The sequence below is a fragment of the Klebsiella sp. LY genome (assembly GCF_004010915.1).
GTDB classification, from domain to species: Bacteria; Pseudomonadota; Gammaproteobacteria; order Enterobacterales; family Enterobacteriaceae; genus Klebsiella; species Klebsiella quasipneumoniae.
The window spans coordinates 3,372,568-3,399,220 of the sequence record NZ_CP022444.1 but is presented as its reverse complement, the minus strand read 5'-3'; the positions used below and the strand labels follow the sequence as shown (position 1 = coordinate 3,399,220).

Annotated in this window: 26 protein-coding genes; 17 read left to right on the top strand and 9 right to left on the bottom strand. The window is 57.7% G+C overall.

The genetic code is table 11. The annotated features are described in order from the left end of the window. Window positions 1-70: 70 nt before the first annotated feature. The 9 genes from thpR (at window position 71) to panD (ending at window position 7,066) form a co-directional block, all read left to right on the top strand. Window positions 71-607, top strand: a complete 537-nt coding sequence (gene thpR / locus CE636_RS19515; protein ID WP_004204405.1) for an RNA 2',3'-cyclic phosphodiesterase — start codon at window positions 71-73, stop codon at window positions 605-607. Continuing rightward, a complete protein-coding gene (gene sfsA, locus CE636_RS19510) occupies window positions 607-1,323 on the top strand; it encodes a DNA/RNA nuclease SfsA (protein WP_004204404.1) in 717 nt (238 codons plus the stop codon). Before thpR ends, sfsA begins: the two co-directional genes overlap by 1 nt. A gap of 162 nt (window positions 1,324-1,485) precedes the next feature. Beyond that, window positions 1,486-1,941 (top strand): RNA polymerase-binding protein DksA, encoded by a 456-nt coding sequence (gene dksA / locus CE636_RS19505; RefSeq protein ID WP_002888845.1) that lies wholly within the window; start codon window positions 1,486-1,488, stop codon window positions 1,939-1,941. Between the two features lie 59 nt (window positions 1,942-2,000). Further along, window positions 2,001-2,882: a tRNA glutamyl-Q(34) synthetase GluQRS gene (gene gluQRS, locus CE636_RS19500; RefSeq protein WP_017901159.1), complete on the top strand. Its 882-nt coding sequence runs from the start codon at window positions 2,001-2,003 to the stop codon at window positions 2,880-2,882. Window positions 2,883-2,944: 62 nt separating this feature from the next. Beyond that, window positions 2,945-4,339 (top strand): polynucleotide adenylyltransferase PcnB, encoded by a 1,395-nt coding sequence (gene pcnB / locus CE636_RS19495; protein WP_071592560.1) that lies wholly within the window; start codon window positions 2,945-2,947, stop codon window positions 4,337-4,339. Beyond that, window positions 4,336-4,815 (top strand): 2-amino-4-hydroxy-6-hydroxymethyldihydropteridine diphosphokinase, encoded by a 480-nt coding sequence (gene folK / locus CE636_RS19490; protein WP_017901161.1) that lies wholly within the window; start codon window positions 4,336-4,338, stop codon window positions 4,813-4,815. Before pcnB ends, folK begins: the two co-directional genes overlap by 4 nt. 119 nt (window positions 4,816-4,934) lie before the next feature. Continuing rightward, window positions 4,935-5,726, top strand: a complete 792-nt coding sequence (gene panB / locus CE636_RS19485) for a 3-methyl-2-oxobutanoate hydroxymethyltransferase (RefSeq protein WP_004204400.1) — start codon at window positions 4,935-4,937, stop codon at window positions 5,724-5,726. An 11-nt stretch (window positions 5,727-5,737) separates the two neighbouring features. Further along, complete coding sequence (gene panC, locus CE636_RS19480; RefSeq protein WP_017901162.1) at window positions 5,738-6,592, top strand: pantoate--beta-alanine ligase; 855 nt, start codon at window positions 5,738-5,740, stop codon at window positions 6,590-6,592. 93 nt (window positions 6,593-6,685) lie between these two features. Next, complete coding sequence (gene panD, locus CE636_RS19475; protein WP_004204397.1) at window positions 6,686-7,066, top strand: aspartate 1-decarboxylase; 381 nt, start codon at window positions 6,686-6,688, stop codon at window positions 7,064-7,066. A 36-nt stretch (window positions 7,067-7,102) separates the two neighbouring features. Here the strand turns inward: panD and CE636_RS19470 are convergent, their stop codons facing one another. The 4 genes from CE636_RS19470 to CE636_RS19455 all read right to left on the bottom strand — a co-directional run bounded on the left by CE636_RS19470 (window position 7,103) and on the right by CE636_RS19455 (window position 10,671). Then, the gene (locus CE636_RS19470; protein WP_017901163.1) at window positions 7,103-8,356 is read right to left on the bottom strand and encodes a polysaccharide deacetylase family protein; all 1,254 of its coding nucleotides are present in this window, start codon (window positions 8,354-8,356) and stop codon (window positions 7,103-7,105) included. A gap of 58 nt (window positions 8,357-8,414) precedes the next feature. Next, entirely contained in the window at window positions 8,415-8,855 is a 441-nt protein-coding gene (locus CE636_RS19465; RefSeq protein ID WP_004204391.1) for a PTS sugar transporter subunit IIA, read from the bottom strand. Between the two features lie 122 nt (window positions 8,856-8,977). Further along, window positions 8,978-9,748, bottom strand: coding sequence for an ABC transporter permease (locus CE636_RS19460; RefSeq protein WP_004204389.1), 771 nt, complete (start codon window positions 9,746-9,748; stop codon window positions 8,978-8,980). Continuing rightward, window positions 9,745-10,671: an ABC transporter ATP-binding protein gene (locus CE636_RS19455; RefSeq protein WP_004204387.1), complete on the bottom strand. Its 927-nt coding sequence runs from the start codon at window positions 10,669-10,671 to the stop codon at window positions 9,745-9,747. The genes CE636_RS19460 and CE636_RS19455 overlap by 4 nt, the downstream gene beginning before the upstream one ends. Window positions 10,672-10,849: 178 nt before the next feature. Between CE636_RS19455 and can the strand changes: the two genes are divergently transcribed. After that, entirely contained in the window at window positions 10,850-11,512 is a 663-nt protein-coding gene (can, locus tag CE636_RS19450) for a carbonate dehydratase (RefSeq protein WP_004204385.1), read from the top strand. Between the two features lie 55 nt (window positions 11,513-11,567). Here can and hpt read toward each other — a convergent pair whose 3' ends face one another. Both hpt and CE636_RS28855 read right to left on the bottom strand, forming a co-directional pair. After that, window positions 11,568-12,104: a hypoxanthine phosphoribosyltransferase gene (hpt, locus tag CE636_RS19445; protein WP_004204384.1), complete on the bottom strand. Its 537-nt coding sequence runs from the start codon at window positions 12,102-12,104 to the stop codon at window positions 11,568-11,570. 4 nt (window positions 12,105-12,108) lie between these two features. Continuing rightward, window positions 12,109-12,228: a hypothetical protein gene (locus CE636_RS28855; protein ID WP_032426021.1), complete on the bottom strand. Its 120-nt coding sequence runs from the start codon at window positions 12,226-12,228 to the stop codon at window positions 12,109-12,111. 79 nt (window positions 12,229-12,307) lie between these two features. On the opposite strand from CE636_RS28855, the gene CE636_RS19440 reads away from it, so the two are divergent. After that, window positions 12,308-14,698: a glucose/quinate/shikimate family membrane-bound PQQ-dependent dehydrogenase gene (locus CE636_RS19440; protein ID WP_004204383.1), complete on the top strand. Its 2,391-nt coding sequence runs from the start codon at window positions 12,308-12,310 to the stop codon at window positions 14,696-14,698. A gap of 75 nt (window positions 14,699-14,773) precedes the next feature. On the opposite strand, the gene cueO is transcribed toward CE636_RS19440, so the two are convergent. Then, window positions 14,774-16,375 carry a multicopper oxidase CueO gene (gene cueO / locus CE636_RS19435; RefSeq protein ID WP_017901164.1) on the bottom strand — a complete coding sequence of 534 codons (1,602 nt, stop codon included), beginning with the start codon at window positions 16,373-16,375 and terminating at the stop codon, window positions 14,774-14,776. Window positions 16,376-16,520: 145 nt separating this feature from the next. Here cueO and CE636_RS19430 point away from each other — a divergent pair, with 145 nt between their 5' ends. The 5 genes from CE636_RS19430 to speD all read left to right on the top strand — a co-directional run bounded on the left by CE636_RS19430 (window position 16,521) and on the right by speD (window position 21,280). Further along, a complete protein-coding gene (locus CE636_RS19430) occupies window positions 16,521-16,868 on the top strand; it encodes a YacC family pilotin-like protein (RefSeq protein WP_004204381.1) in 348 nt (115 codons plus the stop codon). Between the two features lie 246 nt (window positions 16,869-17,114). Next, window positions 17,115-17,525: a hypothetical protein gene (locus CE636_RS19425; RefSeq protein WP_004204380.1), complete on the top strand. Its 411-nt coding sequence runs from the start codon at window positions 17,115-17,117 to the stop codon at window positions 17,523-17,525. A gap of 674 nt (window positions 17,526-18,199) precedes the next feature. After that, the gene (locus CE636_RS28845) at window positions 18,200-19,453 is read left to right on the top strand and encodes an FKBP-type peptidyl-prolyl cis-trans isomerase N-terminal domain-containing protein (protein ID WP_164852394.1); all 1,254 of its coding nucleotides are present in this window, start codon (window positions 18,200-18,202) and stop codon (window positions 19,451-19,453) included. Window positions 19,454-19,600: 147 nt separating this feature from the next. Continuing rightward, window positions 19,601-20,461, top strand: a complete 861-nt coding sequence (gene speE / locus CE636_RS19415; protein ID WP_017901167.1) for a polyamine aminopropyltransferase — start codon at window positions 19,601-19,603, stop codon at window positions 20,459-20,461. Between the two features lie 24 nt (window positions 20,462-20,485). Next, window positions 20,486-21,280, top strand: coding sequence for an adenosylmethionine decarboxylase (gene speD, locus CE636_RS19410; RefSeq protein WP_004204375.1), 795 nt, complete (start codon window positions 20,486-20,488; stop codon window positions 21,278-21,280). A gap of 154 nt (window positions 21,281-21,434) precedes the next feature. On the opposite strand, the gene yacL is transcribed toward speD, so the two are convergent. After that, entirely contained in the window at window positions 21,435-21,797 is a 363-nt protein-coding gene (yacL, locus tag CE636_RS19405; protein WP_004204373.1) for a protein YacL, read from the bottom strand. Window positions 21,798-21,984: 187 nt separating this feature from the next. After that, window positions 21,985-24,582: a bifunctional aconitate hydratase 2/2-methylisocitrate dehydratase gene (gene acnB / locus CE636_RS19400; RefSeq protein ID WP_017901168.1), complete on the bottom strand. Its 2,598-nt coding sequence runs from the start codon at window positions 24,580-24,582 to the stop codon at window positions 21,985-21,987. Between the two features lie 431 nt (window positions 24,583-25,013). Between acnB and CE636_RS19395 the strand changes: the two genes are divergently transcribed. Beyond that, window positions 25,014-26,651 (top strand): DUF3300 domain-containing protein, encoded by a 1,638-nt coding sequence (locus CE636_RS19395; RefSeq protein ID WP_017901169.1) that lies wholly within the window; start codon window positions 25,014-25,016, stop codon window positions 26,649-26,651. Window positions 26,652-26,653 lie beyond the last annotated feature (2 nt).

The following is a 26,653-nucleotide window of genomic DNA, read 5'->3' as shown; positions in this document are numbered from 1 at the left end:
AAGGCTCCGGGGGTTAACATTCAGGGGCTCGCATTGTAGCATCCCCCTAATTCATTACCGAGTCTCTATCATGTCTGAGCCGAAAAGGCTGTTTTTTGCGATTGAACTGCCGCCTGCCGTCCGCAAACAGATTGTTCAGTGGCGGGCAACGCACTTCCCTGAGGATGCCGGCAGGCCCGTCGCGGCGGATAACCTTCATCTGACGCTGGCGTTTCTCGGCGAGGTGAGCGCGGAAAAACAGCGGGCGCTGTCTGCCCTCGCCGGCCGCCTCCAGCAGCCGGGCTTTACCCTGACGCTGGACGATGCCGGACAGTGGCTGCGTTCGCGGGTGGTCTGGCTCGGGACCCGTCAGCCACCGCGCGGCCTGCTGCAGCTTGCCAGTATGCTGCGCGCTCAGGCGGCGCGCAGCGGCTGCTATCAGAGTCCGCAGCCGTTTCATCCGCACATTACCCTGTGGCGCGATGCCCGTCAGGCGGTGCCGATCCCGCCGCCCGGCTTTCGCTGGACGTTTCCGGTGAACGAGTTCGTGCTCTATGAATCCAGCTTTAGCCGCGGGCGCACGCGCTACACGGCGCTGGAACATTATCCGTTTGATAAGGAAAATTGATGCAGTTTGATCCGCCGTTGCAACCCGCCATTTTGCTTAAACGTTACAAACGTTTTCTTGCCGACGTGGTGACCCCCGATGGCCGCGAATTGACGCTCCACTGCCCAAATACCGGTGCCATGACCGGCTGCGCCGTCCCGGGCGACACCGTCTGGTATTCCACTTCTGACAATGCGAAGCGCAAATATGCCCATACCTGGGAATTAACTGAAACGCAGCAGGGCGCCGTTATTTGCGTCAACACGCTGCGCGCGAATACGCTGGCGAAAGAAGCAATTTCCGCCGGAATAATCCCTGAACTTTCAGGCTATAACCAGCTGAAAAGCGAAGTGAAATATGGCGCTGAGAATAGCCGTATCGATATTATGTTACAGGCAGATGATCGCCAAAACTGCTATATTGAAGTGAAATCGGTTACGTTGGCGGAGAAAGAATACGGTTATTTTCCTGATGCGGTGACTATGCGCGGACAGAAGCACCTGCGGGAGCTGATGGCCGTCGCGGCAAATGGCGACCGCGCGGTGATTTTATTTGCCGTCCTGCATTCGGCAATTGACCGTTTCTCTCCCGCGCATCATATTGATGCCAGATACGCACAGCTGTTAACAGAAGCCCGCGACAAGGGGGTGGAAATTCTCGCCTGGAAAGCGGAACTTTCTACGACGAGGATGACTCTGAATAAGCCGATCGCCGTGGTGTTAAACCCCGGTAAATAAGTGGCTAAATAGTGTTCGGGTCGCAAGCGCGAATACGCTTTTCTTCACAGGGTTGTCAAGTGTAACGTTTAGATAATTGCTATCCGGAAAAGCATCTGCTATTTATAGCGGCCTGATTTTCCCCCACATGGGGATCGATAGTGCGTGTTAAGGAGAAGCAACATGCAAGAAGGGCAAAACCGTAAAACATCGTCCCTGAGTATTCTCGCCATCGCTGGGGTGGAGCCGTACCAAGAGAAACCGGGCGAAGAGTATATGAACGAAGCCCAGCTGGCGCACTTCAAGCGTATTCTTGAAGCATGGCGTAATCAACTCAGGGATGAAGTGGATCGCACCGTATCGCACATGCAGGATGAAGCTGCTAACTTCCCGGACCCGGTAGACCGTGCCGCCCAGGAAGAAGAGTTCAGCCTGGAGCTGCGTAACCGCGACCGCGAACGTAAACTGATCAAAAAGATCGAGAAAACGCTGAAAAAAGTTGAAGACGAAGACTTCGGCTACTGCGAATCCTGCGGCGTGGAGATCGGCATTCGCCGTCTGGAAGCGCGTCCGACAGCGGATCTGTGCATTGACTGCAAAACCCTGGCGGAAATTCGCGAAAAACAGATGGCGGGCTAATCCCCTGCTGCCTCACTCTCTGGCGGGAGTCTCTCCCGCCTGGTTCTGTTGTCCGTACCATGACTGACTCACGCTATATAGGGCGCTTTGCTCCCTCCCCCTCCGGCGAACTCCACTTCGGCTCTCTGATCGCCGCGCTCGGCAGCTACCTGCAGGCCCGCGCGAACCAGGGTATCTGGCGCGTTCGTATTGAAGATATCGACCCGCCGCGCGAAGTCACCGGGGCCGCCGACACCATCCTGCGCCAGCTCGACCACTATGGTCTGCACTGGGACGGCGAGGTGCTCTGGCAGTCGCAACGGCACGAAGCCTACCGCGAGGCGCTGGCCTGGCTGAGCGAGCAAGGGCTGAGCTACTACTGCACCTGCACCCGCGCGCGTATCCACGCCGTAGGCGGGATCTATGATGGTCACTGCCGCGACCTTGGGCTGGGGGCGGAAAACGCCGCGCTGCGTCTGCGCCAGACCCGTCCGGTTCTGCAGTTCACCGACCGCCTGCGCGGCACGCTGGTCGCCAACGAGCCGCTGGCGCGAGAAGATTTTATTATCCACCGTCGCGATGGACTGTTTGCCTACAACCTGGCGGTGGTGGTCGATGACCACTTTCAGGGGATCACCGAGATCGTCCGCGGCGCCGATCTGATTGAGCCGACGGTGCGGCAGATTTCGCTGTATCAGCATTTTGGCTGGCAGGCACCGGACTACCTCCATCTGCCGCTGGCCCTCAATGCCGACGGCAATAAGCTCTCTAAACAAAACCACGCGCCGGCGCTGCCGGAAGGCGATCCGCGCCCCGAAATCGTCCGGGCGCTCCGCTTTCTGAATCAGGAGATCGCCGGGGAGTGGCAGGCCCTGAGCATCGATGATTTACTCGCCCAGGCCGTCGCCAACTGGCAGCCGGCGAAAATCGAGCATTCTCAAATGGCTCCCGCTGAGCTATGATTAGCCGCTATTTTTACACTGTACAGTTGATCTGAAGTCCGTCTGACACTACGAGGTGCACCATTTTTACCCGAGTCGCTAATTTTTGCCGTAAGGTGCTAAGCCGTGAGGAGCGCGAGGCAGAAGCCGCCGTCGAACCAACGCCTATGACGGTGATCCCGCGTGAGCAGCATGCTATTTCCCGCAAAGATATCAGTGAAAACGCCCTCAAGGTCATGTACCGCCTCAACAAGGCGGGCTACGAGTCCTGGCTGGTCGGCGGCGGCGTCCGCGACCTGCTGCTTGGCAAAAAGCCAAAAGATTTTGACGTCACGACCAACGCCACGCCGGATCAGGTGCGTAAGCTGTTCCGCAACTGCCGTCTGGTCGGGCGCCGTTTCCGCCTCGCGCACGTCATGTTCGGGCCGGAAATCATTGAGGTCGCTACCTTCCGTGGCCATCACGAAGGACACACTACCGATCGCGTCACCTCCCAGCGGGGCCAGAACGGCATGCTGCTGCGTGATAATATCTTCGGCTCGATCGAAGAGGACGCCCAGCGTCGCGACTTCACCATCAACAGCCTCTATTACAGCGTGGCGGACTTTACCGTTCGCGACTACGTCGGCGGCATGAAGGATCTGCAGGACGGCGTGATCCGCCTGATCGGCAATCCGGAAACCCGCTATCGCGAGGATCCGGTACGCATGCTGCGCGCGGTGCGCTTCGCCGCCAAGCTGGATATGACCATCAGTCCGGAAACGGCCGAACCGCTGCCGCGGCTGGCCGCCCTGCTCCACGACGTGCCGCCGGCGCGCCTGTTCGAAGAAGTGCTCAAGCTGCTGCAGGCCGGGCATGGCTATCAGACCTACCTGCTGCTGCGGGAATACAACCTGTTCCAGCCGCTGTTCCCGACCATCACCCGCTACTTTACCGAGCGCGGCGATAGCCCGATGGAGCGGATCATCAACCAGGTGCTGAAGAACACCGATACCCGCATTCGTAACGACATGCGCGTCAATCCGGCCTTCCTGTTCGCAGTGATGTTCTGGTATCCGCTGCTGGAGACGGCGCAGAAAATCGCCCAGGAGAGCGGTCTGGCGTACTATGACGCCTTCGCCCTGGCGATGAACGACGTACTGGACGAAGCCTGCCGTACGCTGGCGATCCCTAAGCGCATCACCACCCTGATCCGCGATATCTGGCAGCTGCAGCTGCGCATGTCCCGTCGCCAGGGCAAACGCGCCTGGAAGCTGATGGAGCATCCGAAATTCCGCGCCGCCTACGATCTGCTGGAGCTACGCGCTGGCGCTGAAAACAACGGCGAACTGCAGCGTCTGACCAAATGGTGGGGCGAATTCCAGGTCGCCGCGCCGCCGGCGCAAAAAGATATGCTCAACGACCTCGGGGACGATCCGGCGCCACGCCGTCGCCACCGCCGTCCGCGCAAGCGCGCGCCACGCCAGGGTAACGCATGACCCTGGCCTATATCGCCCTCGGCAGTAACCTCGCTTCGCCACTGGCGCAGGTGCAGGCGGCTATCCACGCCCTGGGCGAAATTCCGCACAGCCGCGTGGTGAACGTCTCTTCGTTCTACCGCACGCCGCCGCTGGGCCCGCAGGATCAGCCAGACTATCTCAACGCCGCCGTCGCGCTGGAAACCACGCTGTCCCCTGAGGCGCTGCTCGATCACACCCAGCGCATTGAGCTGCAGCAGGGTCGGGTGCGCAAAGCCGAACGCTGGGGGCCGCGCACCCTCGATCTCGACATTATGCTGTTTGGCGATGCGCTCATTAACAGCGAGCGCCTGACCGTTCCGCACTACGATATGAGAAACCGCGGCTTTATGCTCTGGCCGCTGTTCGAGATCGCCCCGGACCTCCACTTTCCTGACGGCATGGCGCTGCGCGCCGTGCTGGATGATCTCGGCGCGGCAAAGCCCGCTATCTGGTAATTCCCTCTCCTTTTTTAGCATTTGCGGCGATCGTCGTAATCGGTTGCCCAAAATCATTGCCCCTCTGAATGCTGCTGTTAGAATGCCGGTTAATATGACTTTCATCATCAGGAAATGTTATGAAACCGACCACCATTGCCCTGCTGCAGAAATGCAAACAGGAAAAGAAGCGCTTTGCCACCATTACCGCCTACGACCATAGCTTCGCGAAGCTGTTCGCCGATGAAGGCATTAATGTGCTGCTGGTGGGCGACTCGCTGGGAATGACGGTGCAGGGTCACGACTCCACCCTGCCGGTCACCGTAGAAGATATCGCCTATCACACCCGCGCCGTCCGCCGCGGCGCGCCGAACAGCCTGCTGCTCGCCGACCTGCCGTTTATGGCCTACGCCACGCCGGAGCAGGCCTTCGAAAATGCCGCCGTCGTGATGCGCGCTGGCGCCAATATGGTCAAACTCGAAGGCGGCGCCTGGCTGGCCGAGACCGTGAAGATGCTGGCGGAACGCGCGGTGCCGGTTTGCGGCCATCTCGGCCTGACGCCGCAGTCGGTGAACGTCTTCGGTGGCTATAAAGTGCAGGGACGCGGCGATGCGGCGCAGACCCTGTTTGAAGACGCGTTAGCGCTGGAAGCGGCAGGCGCGCAACTGCTGGTGCTGGAGTGTGTCCCGGTCGCCCTGGCGAAACGCATCACCGAAGCCCTGACCATTCCGGTGATCGGCATCGGCGCGGGCAACGTCACCGATGGGCAGATCCTGGTGATGCATGACGCTTTCGGCATTACCGGCGGCCACATTCCGAAATTTGCCAAGAATTTCCTTGCCGAGGCGGGCGACATCCGCGCCGCGGTGCGGCAGTATATTGCCGAAGTCGAATCCGGGGTCTATCCGGGCGAAGAACACAGTTTCCATTAAGGAGTCTTGTTGTGCTGATTATAGAATCCGTGCTGCTGCTGCGTCAGCATATCCGCCGTCTGCGTCAGGAAGGCAAGCGTATCGCGCTGGTCCCGACGATGGGCAACCTGCATGATGGTCATATGAAGCTGGTTGATGAAGCCAAAGCCAGCGCGGACGTGGTGGTGGTCAGTATTTTCGTCAATCCGATGCAGTTTGACCGCGCCGATGACCTGGCGCGCTACCCGCGCACCCTACAGGATGATTGTGAAAAGCTGAACAAGCGTCATGTCGATTTTGTCTTCGCGCCGACGCCGGCGGAAGTCTACCCGCAGGGCACCGAAGGCCAGACCTACGTCGACGTCCCCGGCCTGTCCACCATGCTGGAAGGCGCCAGCCGCCCGGGCCATTTCCGCGGCGTATCGACCATCGTCAGTAAGCTGTTTAACCTGGTTCAGCCTGACGTCGCCTGCTTTGGCGAGAAAGACTTCCAGCAGCTGGCGCTGATCCGCAAGATGGTTGCCGACATGGGCTACGATATCGATATTATCGGCGTGCCGATCGTCCGCGCCAAGGATGGCCTGGCGCTAAGCTCGCGTAACGGCTACCTGACCACCGACCAGCGCAAAATCGCTCCCGGCCTGTATAAAGTGCTGAGCGCGGTGGCGGAAAAACTGGCCGCCGGCGACCGTCAGCTCGACGAGATCATCGCTATCGCCGAACAGGAGCTGAACGAGAAAGGTTTCCGCGCCGACGACATTCAGATCCGCGATGCCGACACCCTGCTTGAACTGACCGACGCCAGCCAGCGCGCGGTGATCCTGATGGCCGCCTGGCTCGGTCAGGCCCGCCTGATCGACAACCAGATCGTCACGCTCGGTCAGTAGACAGCGGGTAAAAATCGGGCAATACTTGCCCGGGCTTTTCTCAGGGCGGACGTCGTGTCCGCTCTGCTACATTAAGGTTATAGGGTAGAAGTTATGATGCGTAATATGCTGCAGGGCAAGCTCCACCGCGTAAAAGTGACGCAGGCTGACCTCCACTATGAAGGTTCCTGCGCCATTGACCAGGACTTCCTGGATGCGGCCGGTATTCTGGAGAATGAAACCATTCACCTCTGGAACGTCACCAACGGCAACCGTTTCTCCACCTACGCCATTGCCGCCGAACGGGGCTCCAGAATCATCTCCGTTAACGGCGCCGCCGCGCACTGCGCCAGCGTCGGCGATATCCTGATCATCGCCAGCTTCGTCACCATGTCTGACGAAGAGGCGCGCCGCTGGCAGCCCAACATCGCCTACTTCGAAGGCGACAACGAAATGAAGCGCCAGGCAAAAGCGATTCCGGTGCAGGTCGCCTGATGACCACGGCGCCGCGCTCAGGCGCAGCGCCGAAGTTTACCCCTGCGGCTGGTTACTGATCAGCCGCGACATCGTCTCCAGCGAATCCGTGCGTAAGATATATAACCGCTTTAGCAGAAACGGATTGTCCCCCGGCTTCACCTTCCCACGCACCGTCGTCACCGCCATATGAAACCCGGCGTCATTCGCCGCCTGCACCGCCGTGGCGTTATACCCGCCGAAGGGATAGGAAAGGTAGAGCACATGTGGATTAAACTGGCTCAGCGCCCGGCGCGAGCGGGCAAAATCAAACAGAATATTATGGTAGTTGCGGCTGAATAAGATCGGCCGCCGGCTGGCGTCCACCCGGTGGAGAAAGTGGGTATGCGACTGAATGTCAAAGACGTCCTGGATCTGCCGGAGCTCAGAAATGCTCATGAACTGCAGCGATTTCGGATCCCATTGCTGCGGATGACGCTTAATACGCGATGAAATAATAAAGGCGGTGGCGTGGAAGCCATACTGTTTCAGCACCGGATAGGCGTAGCGATTTACCGATTTCAAGCCGTCATCGAAGGTGATGGCGACTGCCCGCGCCGGAAGGTTGATTTTATTGCGCACGTAGCCTTCCAGCTGATAGAGGGTCAGCGTGGTATAACCCTGATCCCGCAGCCAGGTCATCTGGTTATTAAAGGCGCGTACCGAGGTGGTGGTCGAGGTATGGCGGAAACGGGTGTTCTCTTCGTCACGCAGAATATGGTGATAGGTCAGCACGGGGATCCCGTTATCCTCCTGCGCATCCAGACTGCTGACCCACGCCAGCCGGTCGCCAATGCGGATCTGAAACCAGGTCTGATTGAGCCGGTCCTTCAGCTTGCTGAGGATCGGATAGCGCAGATTATTGGCCAGCGTGCCGAACGGCGCGCTGCTCACAGAGGGAGCGTCATAGAGCGGCGTATCTTTCCAGGTGAGTAAATTCTGGTTACTCAGCGGCTTATTGAGATCCCCAAGACGGTCCTCCACCCGCTGCTTACCCTGCACTGGCTCCAGATGGCCCTTGTCAATAAACCCGGTGCCGAAGCCGAAGCGAAACTCATAGTAATCAGCCGCCGTCGGGACAACCGCGAGGATTTGCCCGGCACGCACATTGCCGACGCTGACCACATGGTTCCCCACCTGCGCCCAGATAACCGCGTCTTCGGTGGTTTGCATATAGCGCACAGGCTTGCCCTGCTGGCTAAGCAGACTGGCGGAGGCGCTGAGTGAGGTCAGTAAAAGAAGCAGAGTAAAAAATCGGGCAAGCATGCGCATCAAACCGGTAAACCATCAACGGCGGTTATTGTAACAAAAGCGGCATCTGTCCCGCTGCTTAATTTCCAAAGGTATCATGACGCAACCGGAACGGGGGGTTCTTCTGCTGCTGATGCCACAGGCTGCTCACCATCGGACCGCCCGCGCTGACGATAGCCTGGCGAAACGCCTCGCTGCTTAACGTATTCCGCAGCAGATACATTCGCTCAAGTAATGAATAGCTGACGCCGGAGATCACTTCGCAGTGGGTATGTTTGTGGCTCATCAGCGCCGCGGCCCGATAAGGCGCCGCGCCGGTTCTGTCGGTAAGGAAAATGACCCCGTCCCCGGAGTCGGTGGCATGCAGCGCATCGCACATCATCCGGCTCAACATATTGCTGCTGAGATTGCGCCAGTAATTGACCGCCCGGCACTGGGCCAGTGGACCAAATTTTTGTTCAAGACGATCCAGCATCTCCTGCGCCAGCTCATCGTGGCAGGTAATGACCCAACCAAGCATGCTTCCCTCCTTAGCCAGCCAACAATGTAGCAAGGGGAAGATGGCGTATCGGTGATGGCGGTCAAAGATAAGCGGTTAGCGCTTCGCGTATTGGCGTCCGGAAGCGCTAACCGTGATGAGTATCAGCTACGCAGGCCGCGGCCGCGCTGGATTAACGACCAGCAGAGGAGATAGAAGGCGACGATGAAGACCACCAGCACCGCAAAGGTGGTCACCAGCGGCACATCGTTGATACCGAGGAAGCCGAAGCGGAAACCGCTGATCATGTAGACGATGGGGTTCAGATGCGACAGCCCCTGCCAGAACGGCGGCAGCAGGGTCAGCGAGTAGAACACCCCGCCGAGATAGGTCAGCGGCGTCAGCACAAAGGTCGGGATCAGGCTGATGTCATCGAAGGTCTTGGCAAACACCGCGTTCAGCAGCCCGGCCAGCGAGAACAGCACCGCGGTAAGGAGCAGCGTCAGGGCGACAAACAGCCAGGAGTGAACCTGGAACGGCACAAAGAACAGCGACACCGCGGTCACCAGGATGCCCACGCACAGCCCGCGCGCCACCCCGCCGCCCACATAGCCGGCGATAATCACGTGCGTCGGCACCGGTGCCACCAGCAGCTCCTCAATGTTGCGCTGAAACTTGGCGCTGAAGAACGACGAGGCGACGTTGGCGTAAGCGTTGGTGATCACCGCCATCATGATCAGGCCCGGCACGATAAACTGCATATAGGTAAAGCCATGCATCTCGCCGATGCGCGAGCCGATCAGGTTGCCGAAAATCACGAAGTACAGGGTCATGGTGATCACCGGCGGCACCAGCGTCTGCACCCAGATGCGCATAAAACGGTGGATCTCTTTGGTCCAGATGCTTTTCAGCGCGACCCAATAAAGCTGCATCATGCTGACTCTCCTTTTCGCTCATGCACCAGGGTGACAAACAGCTCTTCCAGACGGTTGGCTTTGTTACGCATACTCAGTACCTGCACCCCCTGGGCGCTCAGCTGCGCGAAGACGCTGTTAATCCCCTGCTCGCGCAGGACCTCCACTTCCAGCGTCGAGGTATCGACCAGCTGATACTGGTAGCCCTCGAGCTTCGGCACCGGGCTTTTTGGCGCGAGGTCGAGAATAAAGGTCTCTGACTTCAGCTTCGACAGCAGCGCTTTCATCGAGGTGTTTTCCACCAGGGTACCGTGCTGGATGATGCCGATGTTGCGGCACAACATTTCGGCCTCTTCGAGATAGTGGGTGGTCAGAATAATGGTGGTTCCGCGATCGTTGAGATCCTTGAGGAAGCCCCACATCGAGCGGCGGAGTTCGATATCGACGCCGGCGGTCGGCTCGTCGAGGATCAGCAGCTTCGGCTCATGCATCAACGCGCGAGCGATCATCAGGCGGCGCTTCATCCCGCCGGAGAGCATCCGCGCGCGTTCACTGCGTTTTTCCCACAGATCGAGCTGTTTTAAGTACTTTTCGCTGCGGGCGATGGCTTCTTTACGCTCAACGCCGTAGTAGCCCGCCTGGTTAACGACGATCTGCTGCACGGTCTCGAACGGGTTAAAGTTAAACTCCTGCGGCACCAGGCCAAGCTGGCGCTTGGCGTTGACGACATCTTTCTCCAGATCGTAGCCAAAGACATTGACCTGACCGGAGGTTTTGTTCACCAGCGAGCTGATGATGCCGATCGTCGTGGATTTTCCCGCCCCGTTCGGGCCCAGCAGGGCATAGAAATCCCCCGCTTCAACCTGCAGGTCGATTCCCCGCAGTGCCTGAACCCCGCCGGGGTAGGTTTTTTTGAGCTGTTTTAATTCCAGAGCAATGGTCATTAAATATCTCTTCTCGTGTCATGACACGTCATTAACCCGCCTGACTGACGTTTGCGCTGTACTCGCGCGGCCAGCGCATCTGCAGCCTGAAGTATCACGGGTTAAGATGGTTTTAAAAAAGGTGAGCTTACCCTATATTAGCGCAACGCACTTACTTGGTTACAGGCCGATAACGTCCATGAATGATATAGATACACTCATCAGCAACAATGCACTATGGTCAAAAATGCTGGTGGAAGAGGACCCCGGCTTTTTTGAGAAACTGTCGCAAACGCAGAAACCGCGCTTCCTGTGGATTGGCTGTTCTGACAGCCGCGTTCCCGCTGAGCGACTCACCGGCCTGGAGCCAGGCGAACTGTTTGTGCATCGTAACGTGGCGAATCTGGTGATCCACACCGACCTCAACTGCCTGTCGGTGGTACAGTATGCCGTCGATGTCCTTGAAGTTGAGCACATCATTATCTGCGGCCACTACGGCTGCGGCGGCGTGCAGGCGGCGGTGGAGAACCCGGAGCTGGGGCTCATCGACAACTGGCTGCTGCATATCCGCGATATCTGGTTTAAACACAGCTCGCTGCTGGGGGAAATGCCGGAGGAGCGCCGTCTGGATACTCTTTGTGAACTGAACGTGATGGAGCAGGTATACAACCTGGGACATTCGACGATTATGCAATCGGCGTGGAAGCGCGGACAGAAAGTCACCATCCACGGCTGGGCATACGGCATTCACGACGGACTGCTGCGCGATCTGGATGTGACCGCCGTGAGCCGGGAAACCCTCGAACAGCGCTATCGCCACGGGATCTCCAACCTCAAGATCAAGCACATCAACCACAAATAGCCTTCAGACTTAGCCGCTCAGGCGCGAGCGGCGCGCGCCTGAGTGGAATATTCCCTTACTCGTCCAGCAGGGTGACTTTGCCGATATACGGCAGATGGCGGTAGCGCTGAGCGTAGTCGATACCGTAGCCCACCACGAACTCGTCCGGAATGGCGAAACCGACGAACTCAACCGGGACATTCACTTCACGGCGGCTTGGTTTATCCAGCAGCGTACAAATGGCCAGCGACTTCGGCTCGCGCAGGCTGAGGATCTCACGCACTTTAGACAGGGTATTGCCGGAGTCGATGATGTCTTCCACGATCAGTACGTCTTTACCACGGATGTCTTCGTCCAGATCTTTGAGGATTTTCACATCACGGGTGGTGGACATGCCGCTGCCGTAGCTCGAGGCGGTCATAAAATCGACTTCATGCGGCACCTGCACTTCACGGCACAGGTCGGCCATGAACATAAACGAGCCGCGCAGCAGCCCCACCAGCACCATTTCGCTGCCGCTGTCCTGATAATGTTCGTTGATTTGACGACCCAGTTCCGCGATGCGCGCTTTGATCTCGGATTCCGGGATCATCACTTCTACAGTATGTTTCATAAGACTAACCATTTGATTCTAAATATAAATCATCAAAGCCGCTGCTTTCGCCCCGACGATGACCGGCAAGCCATCCAGTATACCAGCAAAAAGAAATCTGCGGTGCAGGGATTAATAAAGCCATATTTGTGATTCCGATCACACTTGTTAAATCCTATAATTAATTGCAGTTAAAAAATTAACAAACACATGAGTAACTTTCTATGGCTGAAACAAAGTCTCAACAATCAAGGCTCCTGGTGACGCTGACTGCGCTATTTGCAGCGTTCTGCGGCCTCTATCTTTTAATCGGCGGAGCATGGCTGGTCGTGCTTGGCGGCTCCTGGTACTACCCCATCGCCGGTCTGGTGATGCTGGGCGTGACCGTGATGCTGCTGCGCGGCAAGCGCGCTGCGCTGTGGCTGTACGCCGCACTGCTGCTGGCGACCATGATCTGGGGCGTCTGGGAAGTCGGCTTCGACTTCTGGGCGCTGACGCCGCGTAGCGACATCCTCGTCTTCTTTGGTATCTGGCTGATCCTGCCTTTTGTCTGGCGTCGTCTGCCGGTGCCTTCCGCTGGCGCCGTAGGCGCGCTGGTCGTCGCCCTGCTGATCAGCGGCGGCATGCTGACCTGGGCTGGTTTTAACGACCCGCAGGAGATCAACGGCACCCTGAGCGCCGACGCCACCCCGGCCGCGCCGATCTCCACCGTTGCCGACGGCGACTGGCCGGCCTATGGCCGCAACCAGGAAGGTCAGCGCTTCTCCCCGCTGAAGCAGATTAACGCCGACAACGTGAAGAACCTGAAGGAAGCCTGGGTGTTCCGCACCGGCGACCTGAAACAGCCGAACGATCCGGGTGAAATCACTAACGAAGTGACACCGATTAAAGTCGGCGACACGCTCTTCCTGTGTACCGCCCATCAGCGCCTGTTCGCGCTTGACGCCGCCACCGGTAAAGAGAAATGGCATTTTGACCCGCAGCTGAACGCCGACCCGTCATTCCAGCACGTCACCTGCCGCGGTGTCTCGTATCACGAAGCGAAAGCGGATAACGCCCCTGCTGACGTCGTGGCCGACTGTCCGCGCCGCATTATCCTGCCGGTGAACGATGGTCGCCTGTTCGCAGTAAACGCCGACAACGGTAAGCTGTGCGAAACCTTTGCCAACAAAGGTATTCTCAACCTGCAGACCAATATGCCAGTGACCACGCCGGGCATGTATGAACCCACTTCCCCGCCGATTATCACCGATAAGACCATCGTGATTGCCGGCGCAGTCACCGATAACTTCTCTACCCGTGAGCCGTCAGGCGTGATCCGCGGTTTTGATGTGAATACCGGGAAACTGCTGTGGGCCTTCGATCCAGGCGCGAAAGATCCGAACGCCATCCCAAGCGATGAGCATCACTTCACGCTCAACTCACCGAACTCCTGGGCGCCTGCCGCCTACGACGCCAAACTGGATCTGGTCTATCTGCCGATGGGCGTGACCACTCCGGATATCTGGGGCGGCAACCGCACGCCGGAGCAAGAGCGCTATGCCAGCTCGATTGTCGCGCTGAACGCCACCACCGGTAAACTGGCCTGGAGCTACCAGACCGTCCACCACGACCTGTGGGATATGGACATGCCTTCTCAGCCGACGCTGGCTGACATTGAAGTCAATGGCAAAACCGTGCCGGTCATCTATGCTCCGGCGAAAACCGGCAACATCTTCGTGCTGGATCGTCGTAACGGCGAGCTGGTGGTCCCGGCCCCGGAAAAACCGGTCCCGCAGGGCGCCGCCAAAGGCGATTATGTGGCCAAAACCCAGCCCTTCTCCGATCTGAGCTTCCGTCCGAAGAAAGATCTGACCGGCGCGGACATGTGGGGCGCCACCATGTTCGACCAGCTGGTGTGCCGCGTGATTTTCCACCAGATGCGCTATGAAGGTATCTTTACCCCGCCGTCTGAGCAGGGTACCCTCGTCTTCCCGGGTAACCTGGGGATGTTTGAATGGGGCGGCATCTCCGTCGATCCGAACCGTCAGGTGGCTATCGCCAACCCAATGGCGCTGCCGTTCGTCTCTAAACTGATCCCACGCGGCCCGGGCAACCCAATGGAACCGCCGAAAGATGCGAAAGGTTCAGGCACCGAGTCCGGCGTGCAGCCGCAGTACGGTGTCCCTTACGGCGTCACCCTGAACCCGTTCCTGTCGCCGTTCGGCCTGCCGTGCAAACAGCCGGCATGGGGCTATATCTCCGCGCTGGATCTAAAAACCAACGAAGTGGTATGGAAAAAACGTATCGGTACTCCGCAGGATAGCCTGCCGTTCCCGATGCCGGTTAAACTGCCGTTCACCATGGGTATGCCGATGCTGGGTGGGCCAATCTCCACGGCGGGTAACGTCCTGTTCATCGGCGCGACCGCGGATAACTACCTGCGCGCGTACAATATGAGCAATGGTGAGAAACTGTGGGAAGCCCGTCTGCCAGCCGGCGGCCAGGCGACTCCGATGACTTACGAAGTGAATGGCAAACAGTATGTTGTCATCTCTGCCGGCGGTCACGGCTCGTTCGGCACAAAAATGGGCGATTATATCGTCGCCTATGCGCTCCCGGATGAGGCGAAATAAAACGCAAAACGGCAACGAAAGTTGCCGTTTTTTTTGTCTTGATCCCCTATTTCCACGCGCCAGGGCTATACCGCCCTAAACCGTGAACCCCAACATCATCCCGGTGTCTTCATGTTCCAGCAGGTGGCAGTGGGCCATATAGGCAAACTCCTTCGGCGCCGGATGATCAAACTTCACTAATACTTCACTCACGTCCCCTTCCACACGAACGGTGTCTTTCCAGCCGCTACGATGCGCCGCTGGCGGCTTGCCGTTTTCGCTAAGGATGCGGAACTGGGTGCCGTGAATGTGGAACGGATGCAGCATCATGTCGCCCTTGCCGGAGATGACCCAGCGTTCATACTCTCCTCTGGCGGCGGCAAACATCGGCACATTCATGTCGAAGGCTTTGCCGTTGATGCGGTTGGCGTTATGGAAATCAAACCCCTTAGCCGACGACATACCATGATTCATGCCGGACCCGTGGTTCATGTTGCTCATGTCGCCGTGGTGCATACTCCCCATGTCGCCCATCCCGCCGTGCCCCATCATGCCGTGATCCATTCCGGCCATCGCCTGATCGCCATATTTCTCCATCAGCGCCTGCATGCCCATCCTGTCAAGCATCGGATCCATCGACAGCTGGAGCTGACGCTGCGTCAGCCCCGTCAGGGACGGTAGCGCCGGCAGAGCGGCCAGGGTATCCAGCAGCTTACCGGAGGCAGGAATAACCAGCGGCTGGACGCGCAGTACCGGCTGTGGTTTATCGAAAGGCGCAATGGCCATGCCCATCTGGCTCACCGGCAGGGTCACCAGATCAAAAGGTTTACCGTCGCTGGTGTCCACCAGCACCTCAAAACGCTCCCCCATCAAGACCGGCAGTTCATTGACCTTCACCGGCTCCGCCAGCAGACCGCCGTCGCTGGCCACCACGTACAGCGGGCGCTTATCACTGGTCGCAAAATTGAGGGAACGGGCATTACAGCCGTTCAGCAAGCGCAGACGTAGCCAGCCGCGCGGGGCGGCATGTTCAGGATAGAGAGCGCCATTGGTCAACAGCGTATCGCCAAACCAGCCGACGGCGGCGCTCATGACATCCAGCTGATAATCAATTTCGCCAGCGGCGGTAAACTTCTTGTCCTGTACGATAACCGGTACATCATCGATTCCCCACTGCTTCGGCAACAGCAGGCGTCCGCTCTCTTCATCCTCGATCAGCACCAGCCCCGCCAGCCCCATCGCCACCTGCCGACCGGTGGTCCCGTGCTGATGGGGGTGAAACCAGCAGGTGGCCGCCCGTTGCGTTGGCGAGAAGCTCACCGTCCGAGTGGAGCCCGGGGCGATAACCCCCTGCGGTCCCCCGTCGACCTCGCCCGGGACCTCCAGACCATGCCAGTGCAGCGTGGTCTCTTCTGCCAGCTGGTTAGTAATGTCCACCGTGATGGTCTTCCCCTGCGTCAGCTGCAGCGCGGGCCCCAGCAGCGAGCCGTTATACCCCCAGGTGGTGGCGTTCATCGCGCCAAACTGCGTTTTGCCCGCCTGGATGGTCAGCGCGATACGGTTGCGCGCATCGGCCGTCAACAGCGACGGTACCGGCAGGGCCGGGCGACTGGCTGCAAAGACCGCACGGCTCCAAAGCGGTAACGCGCTGGCCATGCTGACCGCGGCGGTCAGTTTGAGGAAGTCTCGACGTTGCATATTCACATCCTTTTATTCTGCGGGCGAATATTTGAGCTTAAACCCTACCGTAACGGGAAGGTCAAGCAGAAGAGTGAGAATAAAGATCGGCGCTGTGTAAAGAAGTATGCTAATTTGAAGCGTCGGTGATCTAACGGTAGAAAAAATGAAGACGCTTTTCAGAACAATGGTACTCGGCAGCCTGCTTACTCTCTCCGCCAACAGCTACGCGCTCAGCGAATCCGAAGCGGAAGACATGGCTGATTTAACCGCGGTTTTTGTGTTTCTGAAAAACGACTGTGGCTACCAGAACCTGCCCAACACGCAGATCCGGCGCGCCCTGGTGTTCTTTGCCCAACAGAACCAGTGGGACCTGAGCAACTACGACAGCTACAACATGAAAGCGCTTGGCGAAGACAGCTATCGCGATCTCAGCGGCATTAACCTTCCGACGGCGAAAAAATGTAAAGCGCTGGCCCGCGATTCACTTAGCCTGCTGGCTTACGTCAAATAATTTCCCGCGCGGGCGGCAACGCGCCGCGCTTTTCCCCTCCTCACCCGCCTCTAATATTTACCATTATTATTTTATATAAAATAAACCTTATATATATCGCAATACATAAATCCAATAAATAAATTAAACCCGCACTAACAGCCTTTCCAGAAAAAAAACAATAAAATATCCCTAATGATATATTGCAAAATAAAAAACAGCCTTTTAGAATCCGTTGAAAATATATCTACTTCATGGACTGAAATTGTGAATATCTCGCTGACTCTTCGTATTATTCCACTCGCCGCTATGTTATTAGCCGGCTGTAGCAATACCGCCTCTCGCCAGCAGGTAAAACCGCTCACCACTCCGCTAACGTCACAGCAGCAGGCAGAACAGGAGCGCGCGGCTAGCGAACAAGCGCGTATTGAATCCTGCCGACAGGCGCTGGACTCGCTAAAAGAGGTTAACCCACAGCAGGCAACCAAACTTAGCAATGACTTCAATGCCTTAGTGCGTGCGGCATCACAATACAACAGCGTGCGCGAGAAAGTGGCGGATCCCACCCGGCTTGGCATTGACTCCATGTATCAGTTTAAATCCATCAAACTATGCGCCGATATCCAGAAAACGCTGATCGATAGCCTGGTACAGCGGGGTGAAAGCAAACAGCCATGAACAGAGCCGCCACGCTGACCCTCAACGCGCCCCTGCTGATGCTCGTCGCGGCGCTGGCGCTTTCAACACCGTTCTTCGCCGGCGCCGCGCCGGCGTTTCTTGACTACGCCCAGCAGCAAACCCAGGCGCATGAAAAAAGCGATACTGCAACCGCAAAGCAAACGTCAGGCGGTCGTCAAAATGCGGATAATAAAAAAAAGACGCCTAATACCGCACAATTGCAAAAAAGAATCGCCAGCCAGCAGGCGACCATTGAGCAAAAAGATAAAACTATTCAGCAATTAAAAAAACAGCTTGCTAACACTCCGGCCACCGAAACCTCCATCGCGAATGAGCAAGCGGCATTAAATAACAAAATAAAAGAATTACAGGTCGCCTTAACCGCCGCCACCGCGAAAAATGAGGCGTTAATAAAAAAAGAAAGCACAGCCCAGAATTCTATTCTGCAGCAAAGTCAGGCCGCCGCGCTGCAGCAGATCCAACAATTAACGTCACAGCTTCAGCAAGCCGAAGCTGAAAATAAACGGCTCAGCGCCATCCTCACCGCTCTGAATACGGATAAACAGACGCTCGCTACCCGGTTGGCTGCGATGGAAAAAGCGCAGCAGGCCGCTCCTGACCACGCAAAAGCCCTCGCCGCCGACAAGCAGTCGTTAACCACCCGGCTGGCCGTGATGGAAAAAGAGAAGCAGACCGCTCTCGACCAGGTCAAAGCCCTTAACGCCGATAAGCAGTCGCTGACAAACCGGCTCGCCGCGGCAGAGAAGACGCAGCAGACCGCCCTCGAGCAAGTCAAAGCCCTTAACGCCGATAAGCAGTCGCTGACAAACCGACTCGCCGCGGCAGAGAAGACGCAGCAGACCGCCCTCGACCAGGTCAAAGCCCTTAACGCCGATAAGCAGTCGCTGGCTAACCGGCTCGCCGCGGCAGAGAAGACGCAGCAGACCGCCCTCGACCAGGTTAAAGCCCTTAACGCCGATAAGCAGTCGCTGGCTAACCGGCTCGCCGCGGCAGAGAAGACGCAGCAGACCGCCCTCGACCAGGTCAAAGCCCTTAACGCCGATAAGCAGTTGCTGGCTAACCGGCTCGCCGCGGTGGAAAAAGCGCCATCGAGCCGCGCCGATGCCGCCGTGGCGGCAAAAGATGAGCCTCCCGAGATGGCGGCCATAGTGGCGGCCTATCGCCTGCAGGCGGACAAAGATAACGCCCAGCTGCGGATGAAAGAGGATGAAATCCAGCTGCTGCGGACGCAGCTGACGGTCCCGCCGAGAAATACCACCGGCAAAACCGCCGCCAAACTCAGCGCGCCAGGTGAACAGCAGGCTTACGCCATCGGCGCCTCGATGGGTACAGAGGCGCTTAATGTCCTCACGACTCGTCGCACTCAGGGGGTTAACGTCGACGCCGACCTGGTGCTGCAGGGCATCGAGGATGCCTTCAGCGGCCAGCTTCGCCTCGGCGAACAGGAGCGTAACAAAGCGCTGTTTGACATTTCACAGCAGGTTTTCCAGAACCTGAATAAAATCGAGCAGAAAAACATCAGCGCCGGTCAGAAATACCAGCAGGCATTTGCGCGCAAAAAAGGTGTGGTCTTCAAAGAGGGCGTCTACAGCCGTATCGATTACCCGGGTAAAGGAAAAATTAGCGGCAACGATCTGGTGACCGTGGTGATCAAAGAGATGCTGACGGACGGAACGGTGATCAATGATATGGAGACGAAAGATCAGGCGCTTACCCAGAAACTGGATGCCTATCCCCCGGTATTTCGCGGGCCGCTGAAGCGCCTGCAGAACCACGGCTCCGTGACGCTGGTCGTCCCGCCCGACAAAGCCTATGGCAGTAAAGGGTTGCCACCGAAGATCCCCCCAGGCGCCACCATGGTCTATTCCGTGCGGATAGTGGATAGCCAACCCGCGCCGGCAAAATAGCCCTGTCTCCCCACCGCCCTCTCCGGGCGGTGCTGTTATTCCTGCCGCATTGCTGCAATAACCGCCGTGCATCCTCATCTATAGTTGTCTATGATGTTGCACTCGTTTTACGGGTGTAACAGATGTTAACGAAGGAGGAGCCTCACCGTGGCCGATAATCCACTGTGGCATGAAACGCTGCATGACCATTTTGGTCAGTACTTTAGCGTTGATAACGTGCTGTACCACGAAAAAACCGATCATCAGGATCTGATCATCTTTGACAACCGCGCCTTTGGCCGGGTAATGGCGCTGGATGGCGTCGTGCAGACCACCGAACGCGATGAGTTTATCTATCACGAAATGATGACCCACGTGCCGCTGCTGGCTCACGGCAACGCCAAGCATGTCCTGATCATCGGCGGCGGCGATGGCGCGATGCTGCGCGAAGTCTCTCGTCATCGCAGCATCGAAAGCATCACCATGGTGGAAATCGACGCCGGGGTGGTCTCATTCTGCCGCCAGCACCTGCCCAACCATAGCGCCGGCGCCTATGACGATCCGCGCTTTACGCTGGTAATTGATGATGGCGTCAATTTTGTTAACCAGACGACGCAAACGTTTGATGTGATCATTTCGGACTGTACCGACCCTATTGGCCCTGGGGAAAGCCTCTTCACCTCGGCTTTTTATGAAGGCTGCAAACGCTGCCTGAATCCGGGAGGGATTTTCGTTGCGCAGAACGGCGTCTGCTTCCTGCAGCAGGATGAAGCGGTGGGCAGTCATCGTAAGCTGAGCCACTATTTTCGCGACGTCAGCTTCTACCAGGCGGCGATTCCGACCTATTACGGCGGGATCATGACCTTTGCCTGGGCGAGCGACAACGAGGCGCTGCGCCATCTTTCCAGCGAAATCATTCAGGCGCGCTTTCACAAAGCCAACCTGACCTGCCGTTACTACAATCCGGCAATCCATACGGCGGCCTTCGCCTTACCACAATATCTGCATGATGCTCTGTCCGCACCGTGAAGCGAAATAAGGGGGTGAACTAAATTGAAAAAATTGAAGCTGCACGGCTTTAACAACCTGACCAAAAGCCTGAGTTTTTGTATCTACGATATCTGTTACGCCAAAACGGCAGAAGAGCGCGACGGCTACATCGCCTATATCGACGAACTTTATAATGCCAATCGCCTGACAGAGATCCTGAGCGAAACCTGCTCTATTATTGGCGCTAATATCCTGAATATCGCCCGCCAGGATTATGAACCCCAGGGCGCCAGCGTGACCATTCTGGTAAGCGAAGAGCCCGTCGACCCGCGGCTTATCGACCAGACCGAACACCCCGGCCCGCTGCCTGAAACCGTGGTCGCCCATCTCGATAAAAGCCATATCTGCGTGCATACCTATCCGGAGAGCCACCCGGAAGGCGGCCTGTGCACCTTCCGCGCCGATATCGAAGTCTCTACCTGCGGGGTTATTTCACCGCTCAAAGCGCTGAACTATCTGATCCACCAGCTGGAATCGGACATTGTGACCATTGACTACCGCGTGCGCGGCTTTACCCGCGACATCAATGGGATGAAGCATTTTATCGATCATGAAATCAACTCAATTCAGAACTTTATGTCTGACGATATGAAGTCGCTGTATGACATGGTCGACGTCAACGTTTATCAGGAAAATATCTTCCATACCAAAATGTTGCTTAAGGAGTTCGACCTTAAGCATTACATGTTCCATACCCGACCGGAAGAGTTGACCGCTGAAGAGCGCAAGGTCATTACCGACCTGCTGTGGAAAGAGATGCGCGAGATTTACTACGGCCGCAATATTCCTGCCGTGTAATGCCTCAAATGCCCGGCGGCGATTTTGCGCGCCGGGCCTGGGTTCTGCGCCGGCGGGAAGCGGGGAAAGGTACTCGTCGCGACCGGAGATGTGCCCTGCGCACGCGACGCTTAGCCGGGCTACGCTTTTCCGCAGCCCGGCGCACAACGAGTCATCAACGCTGCTGCATAAACTCACGATAGGCGGCAACCACCTGCAGGAAATCCTCAACACCACACAGAGAGAGGCTTTCTTCGTCGTAGTAGCTCATCCCCTCCTCGATTTCGTCGCCGGAAAATTCCAGCTGATTGGCGCGGATCATCACCTCTTCGCCATCCAGCCACAGCGTATATTCATGTCCGGCACGCTGCCAGGAACGTTCACTGCCCTTCACGGTGCGCGCAGCCTGCTCCACTTCGTCAAGCAGAGCAAGATTGTCTTTCACCTCCTCGTTGAACCAGTGGCCAATCGCCTCGTGATCCATCGACATTCGCACCTTTACCACTCCGGTAATATCGCGCAGAAATTCGTAGTCCATCGTCTTTTCCTCTGCAAGGGCAATGCGTCACCGCTGCACTGTACCCATGGAGTAATTATCGCAGCAGACCGAAAGAAAAAAAGCGTAACAGGCAGGAGGTTTGGAAATAAAAATGCCCGGTGATGCAATGTTCACCGGGCATTGAGGAGTTTGTAGCCAAACGGTCAGCTGGGCTGACCGAATGGTTTTACACCGCGGTCTGGAAGATCACGCCGTCAGCTTTTTCAGTGTACTGATCCAGCTGGTTGAAGTTCAGATAGCGATAGGTATCTTCCGCTGTCTTATCCACCTGCGCCACGAAGGTCTGGTACTCTTCCGGCGTCGGCAGTTTACCGAGCAGAGAAGCTACCGCCGCCAGTTCGGCAGAGGCCAGATAGACGTTAGCGCCGGTACCTAAACGGTTCGGGAAGTTACGGGTAGAGGTGGAAACCACCGTCGCGCCGTCGGCCACGCGCGCCTGGTTACCCATACACAGGGAACAGCCAGGGATTTCGATACGCGCCCCGCTCTTACCAAATACGCTGTAGTAACCTTCTTCGGTCAGCTGCGCGGCGTCCATACGGGTTGGCGGCGCCACCCACAGGCGAGTCGGCAGCTGGCCTTTGTGGCTGTCCAGCAACTTACCGGCGGCACGGAAGTGGCCGATGTTGGTCATGCAGGAGCCGATGAACACTTCGTCGATCTTCTCGCCCTGCACATCAGACAGCAGGCGGGCATCGTCCGGATCGTTCGGCGCGCACAGGATCGGCTCTTTGATATCCGCCAAATCGATGTCGATTACTGCCGCGTATTCCGCGTCAGCATCGGCTTCCAGCAGCTGCGGATCCGCCAGCCATTTTTCCATACCCTGAATACGACGCTCCAGAGTGCGGCGATCGCCATAGCCTTCGGCAATCATCCACTTCAGCAGGACGATGTTGGAGTTCAGATACTCAACGATCGGCTCTTTGTTCAGCTTGATGGTGCAACCTGCAGCAGAACGTTCAGCAGAGGCATCGGTCAGCTCGAACGCCTGCTCCACTTTCAGATCCGGCAGGCCTTCAATCTCAAGGATGCGGCCAGAGAAGATGTTTTTCTTACCTTTCTTCTCAACGGTCAGCAGGCCCTGCTTGATGGCGTACAGCGGGATAGCGTGAACCAGGTCGCGCAGCGTAATCCCCGGCTGCATTTTACCTTTGAAACGCACCAGCACCGATTCCGGCATATCCAGCGGCATCACGCCGGTCGCGGCGGCGAAGGCCACCAGACCAGAGCCCGCCGGGAAGGAGATCCCGATGGGGAAACGGGTATGGGAGTCGCCGCCGGTACCCACGGTATCCGGCAGCAGCATGCGGTTCAGCCAGGAGTGGATAACGCCATCGCCCGGACGCAGTGAGACGCCGCCGCGGTTCATAATGAAGTCCGGCAGAGTATGGTGCGTGGTGACGTCAACCGGCTTCGGATAGGCTGCGGTGTGGCAGAAGGACTGCATCACCAGGTCAGCGGAGAAGCCCAGGCACGCCAGGTCTTTCAGTTCATCACGGGTCATTGGACCGGTGGTGTCCTGAGAACCGACGGAGGTCATTTTCGGCTCGCAGTAGGCGCCCGGACGGATACCGGCAACGCCGCAGGCGCGGCCAACCATTTTCTGCGCCAGAGAGAAGCCGCGGGTGCTTTCCGCCACGTCTTTCGCCTGACGGAAGACATCGCTGTGCGGCAGACCCAGCGCTTCGCGCGCTTTGGTAGTCAAACCGCGACCAATGATCAGCGGGATACGGCCGCCGGCGCGCACTTCGTCGATCAGCACATCGGTTTTCAGCTCGAAGCTGGCCAGCAGTTCGTTGGTTTCGTGGTTACGCACTTCGCCTTTGAACGGGTAAACGTCAATAACGTCGCCCATGTTCAGGTTTGACACATCCACTTCGATAGGCAGCGCGCCTGCATCTTCCATGGTGTTGAAGAAGATTGGCGCGATTTTGCCGCCAAGGCACAGGCCGCCGCCACGCTTGTTCGGCACGTTCGGGATATCGTCGCCCATAAACCACAGCACCGAGTTGGTGGCCGATTTACGTGAAGAACCGGTCCCGACCACGTCGCCAACGTAGGCCAGCGGGTAGCCTTTCTGCTGCAGGGCTTCGATCTGTTTGATCGGGCCAACCACGCCCGGCTGATCCGGTTCAATGCCTTCGCGGGCGTTTTTCAGCATCGCCAGGGCGTGCAGCGGGATATCCGGACGCGACCAGGCATCCGGCGCCGGAGACAGGTCATCGGTGTTCGTTTCGCCAGTCACCTTGAAAACGGTAACGGTGATTTTTTCTGCCAGCTGCGGGCGGTTCAGGAACCACTCAGCGTCGGCCCAGGATTGCATGACCTGTTTTGCGTGCTCGTTACCTGCTTTCGCTTTCTCTTCCACGTCGTAGAAGTTATCGAACATCAGCAGGGTATGGGACAGCGCTTTCGCGGCGATCGGCGCCAGTTTCGCGTCGTCCAGGGCATCGATCAGCGGGTGGATATTGTAACCGCCCTGCATGGTGCCCAGCAGTTCAACGGCTTTTTCAGGGGTAACCAGGGGGGAGGACGCTTCGCCTTTGGCGATCGCGGCAAGGAATCCAGCTTTAACATAGGCGGCTTCGTCAACGCCCGGCGGCACACGATTAATCAGCAGGTCTAACAGGAATTCTTCTTCGCCCGCAGGCGGGTTTTTCAGCAGTTCTACCAGCGCGGCCATTTGGGTTGCATCTAAGGGTTTGGCAACAATCCCCATGGCGGCACGCTCAGCTACGTGCTTACGGTATTCTTCTAGCACGACGGTTCTCCTCGCTTCTCATTGTCATAATGCGGCCTACACGTCTTCAATCAATCTGCTTCGGTATTGGCAGTTTGCCGCCTTGACGCATCTTGAAGGATTTAGTGGCTGGGCGATTTTCTTCACGCTCCTGTGAGACAGCAGTTTGTAGGGTAAATGCCCGATACCGCGTCGGCAGCATAGCAGGATTTTTGAAAGGTGTTAATCTGTTTACAAAAAAGCAACATTAAAATTTAGCTGAATCGTTAAGGGCAGGATATTGCAGGCTTTCTGTTCAAATCCCGCGACAAAAATTCCTTTCCACGTACAACGCCATGGGCCGATCCCAACAATCATCAATAAAAAGCCATACCGCTTACTTATACTCAGCAAACGCGCCGTTTTCGCCGATACTTTAGCGAGATGGGTTACTTTTTGGGTCAGGAGCTTCTATGTCACTGCCATTCAAACCCCATATTATCGCCCTGCTCTGTAGCGCTGGTTTACTCGCGGCGGCGGGAACACTCTATGTGCAAAGCCGTACTCCAGAGACGGTCACGGAGCCGACGGCGCAGGCTGCGCCGGCACCCACTCCAGCCACACAGCCAGTCGCCGCGCAGCCGGTAGCCACCACCTACACCCAGGCGCAGATTGATCAGTGGGTTGCCCCCATCGCGCTCTATCCGGACAGTCTGCTGTCGCAGGTGCTGATGGCCTCCACCTACCCGGACAACGTCATGCAGGCCGTGCAGTGGTCCCAGGATAACCCCTCCATGAAAGGGGATGCCGCCGTTCAGGCTGTTGCCAGCCAGCCGTGGGATCCCAGCGTTAAATCGCTTGTCGCTTTCCCGGCCCTGCTGGCGATGATGGGCGAGAATCCGCCCTGGGTGGAAAATCTCGGTAATGCGTTTTTGGCCCAGCCGCATGATGTGATGGACTCGGTGCAGCGTCTGCGTGCCATCGCCCAGCAGACAGGGACGCTGAAATCTACGCCGCAGCAAAAAGTGATTGTCGCCGCAGCGGCGCCTGCGCCGGCCTCCACCTCGAAAAGCAGCACGGTAACAACGTCAACGACCAGCGCGATGGCGCCCGCACCGACGCAGGTCATAAAAATAGAACCGACCGATCCACAGGTGGTCTATGTTCCCAACTACAACCCCTCCACCGTCTATGGTACCTGGCCGAACAGCGCCTATCCTCCGGTCTATCTGCCGCCGCCTCCCGGGGAGCAGTTTACCGATAGCTTCGTCAAAGGCTTCGGTTACAGCCTGGGCGTGGCGACCACCTGGGCGCTGTTCAGCAGCATCGACTGGGATGATGATGATGACCACCACCATCACGATGACGACTACCACCGCGGCGATTACTCGCATAACGGCGATAACATCAATATCAATGTGAATAACTTTAACCGCATTACCGGACAAAACCTGCCGGGCGACCGCGTAAACTGGCAGCACAACCCCGCCTATCGCGGTCACGTGCCATACCCCAATAATACCGTCGCCCAGCGCTTTCATCAGACCAACGTATCCGGCGGACTGAGCGCGACCCAGCATGCGCCGGTCGATCGTGAGGCGCAGCGCCAGGCGGCGATGACCCAGCTTCAGCAGCGCAGCGCGTCGACCGCCACGGCGGGCAACCTGGCGGCAAACACCGCCTCGCGCGATGCCCAGCGTCAGGCGGCCTCGGCGCAGTTGAAACAAGCCACCCAGCGCAGCAACTACCGCGGTTACGACAGCGAGCCGACATCGACCCAGCAGCGTCGAGACGCGGCGAAAGCGCAGTTGAAAAACCCGACGCCGCAGCAACAGCAGCGTAGGGAAACCATTAAGAGCCGCGAGCAGAATACTACACCGCAGCAGCAACAGCGCCGGCAGCAGCTCCAGTCCGCCACGCCAGCCCAGCGTCAGCAGACGGTCAGTCATCTGCGCGCCAGCGCCCTTAGCGGCAACGAAAGCCGCGCCCCCTCCTGGCAAGCGCAGCAGGAACGGGGACGGCAGAGTCGTCAGTTTTCCAGCGTAAACCGCGAGCAGCGCGACGGCGCCAGAGAGCGTCTTTCTGAACACCATGAACTACGCCGCCGCTGAGG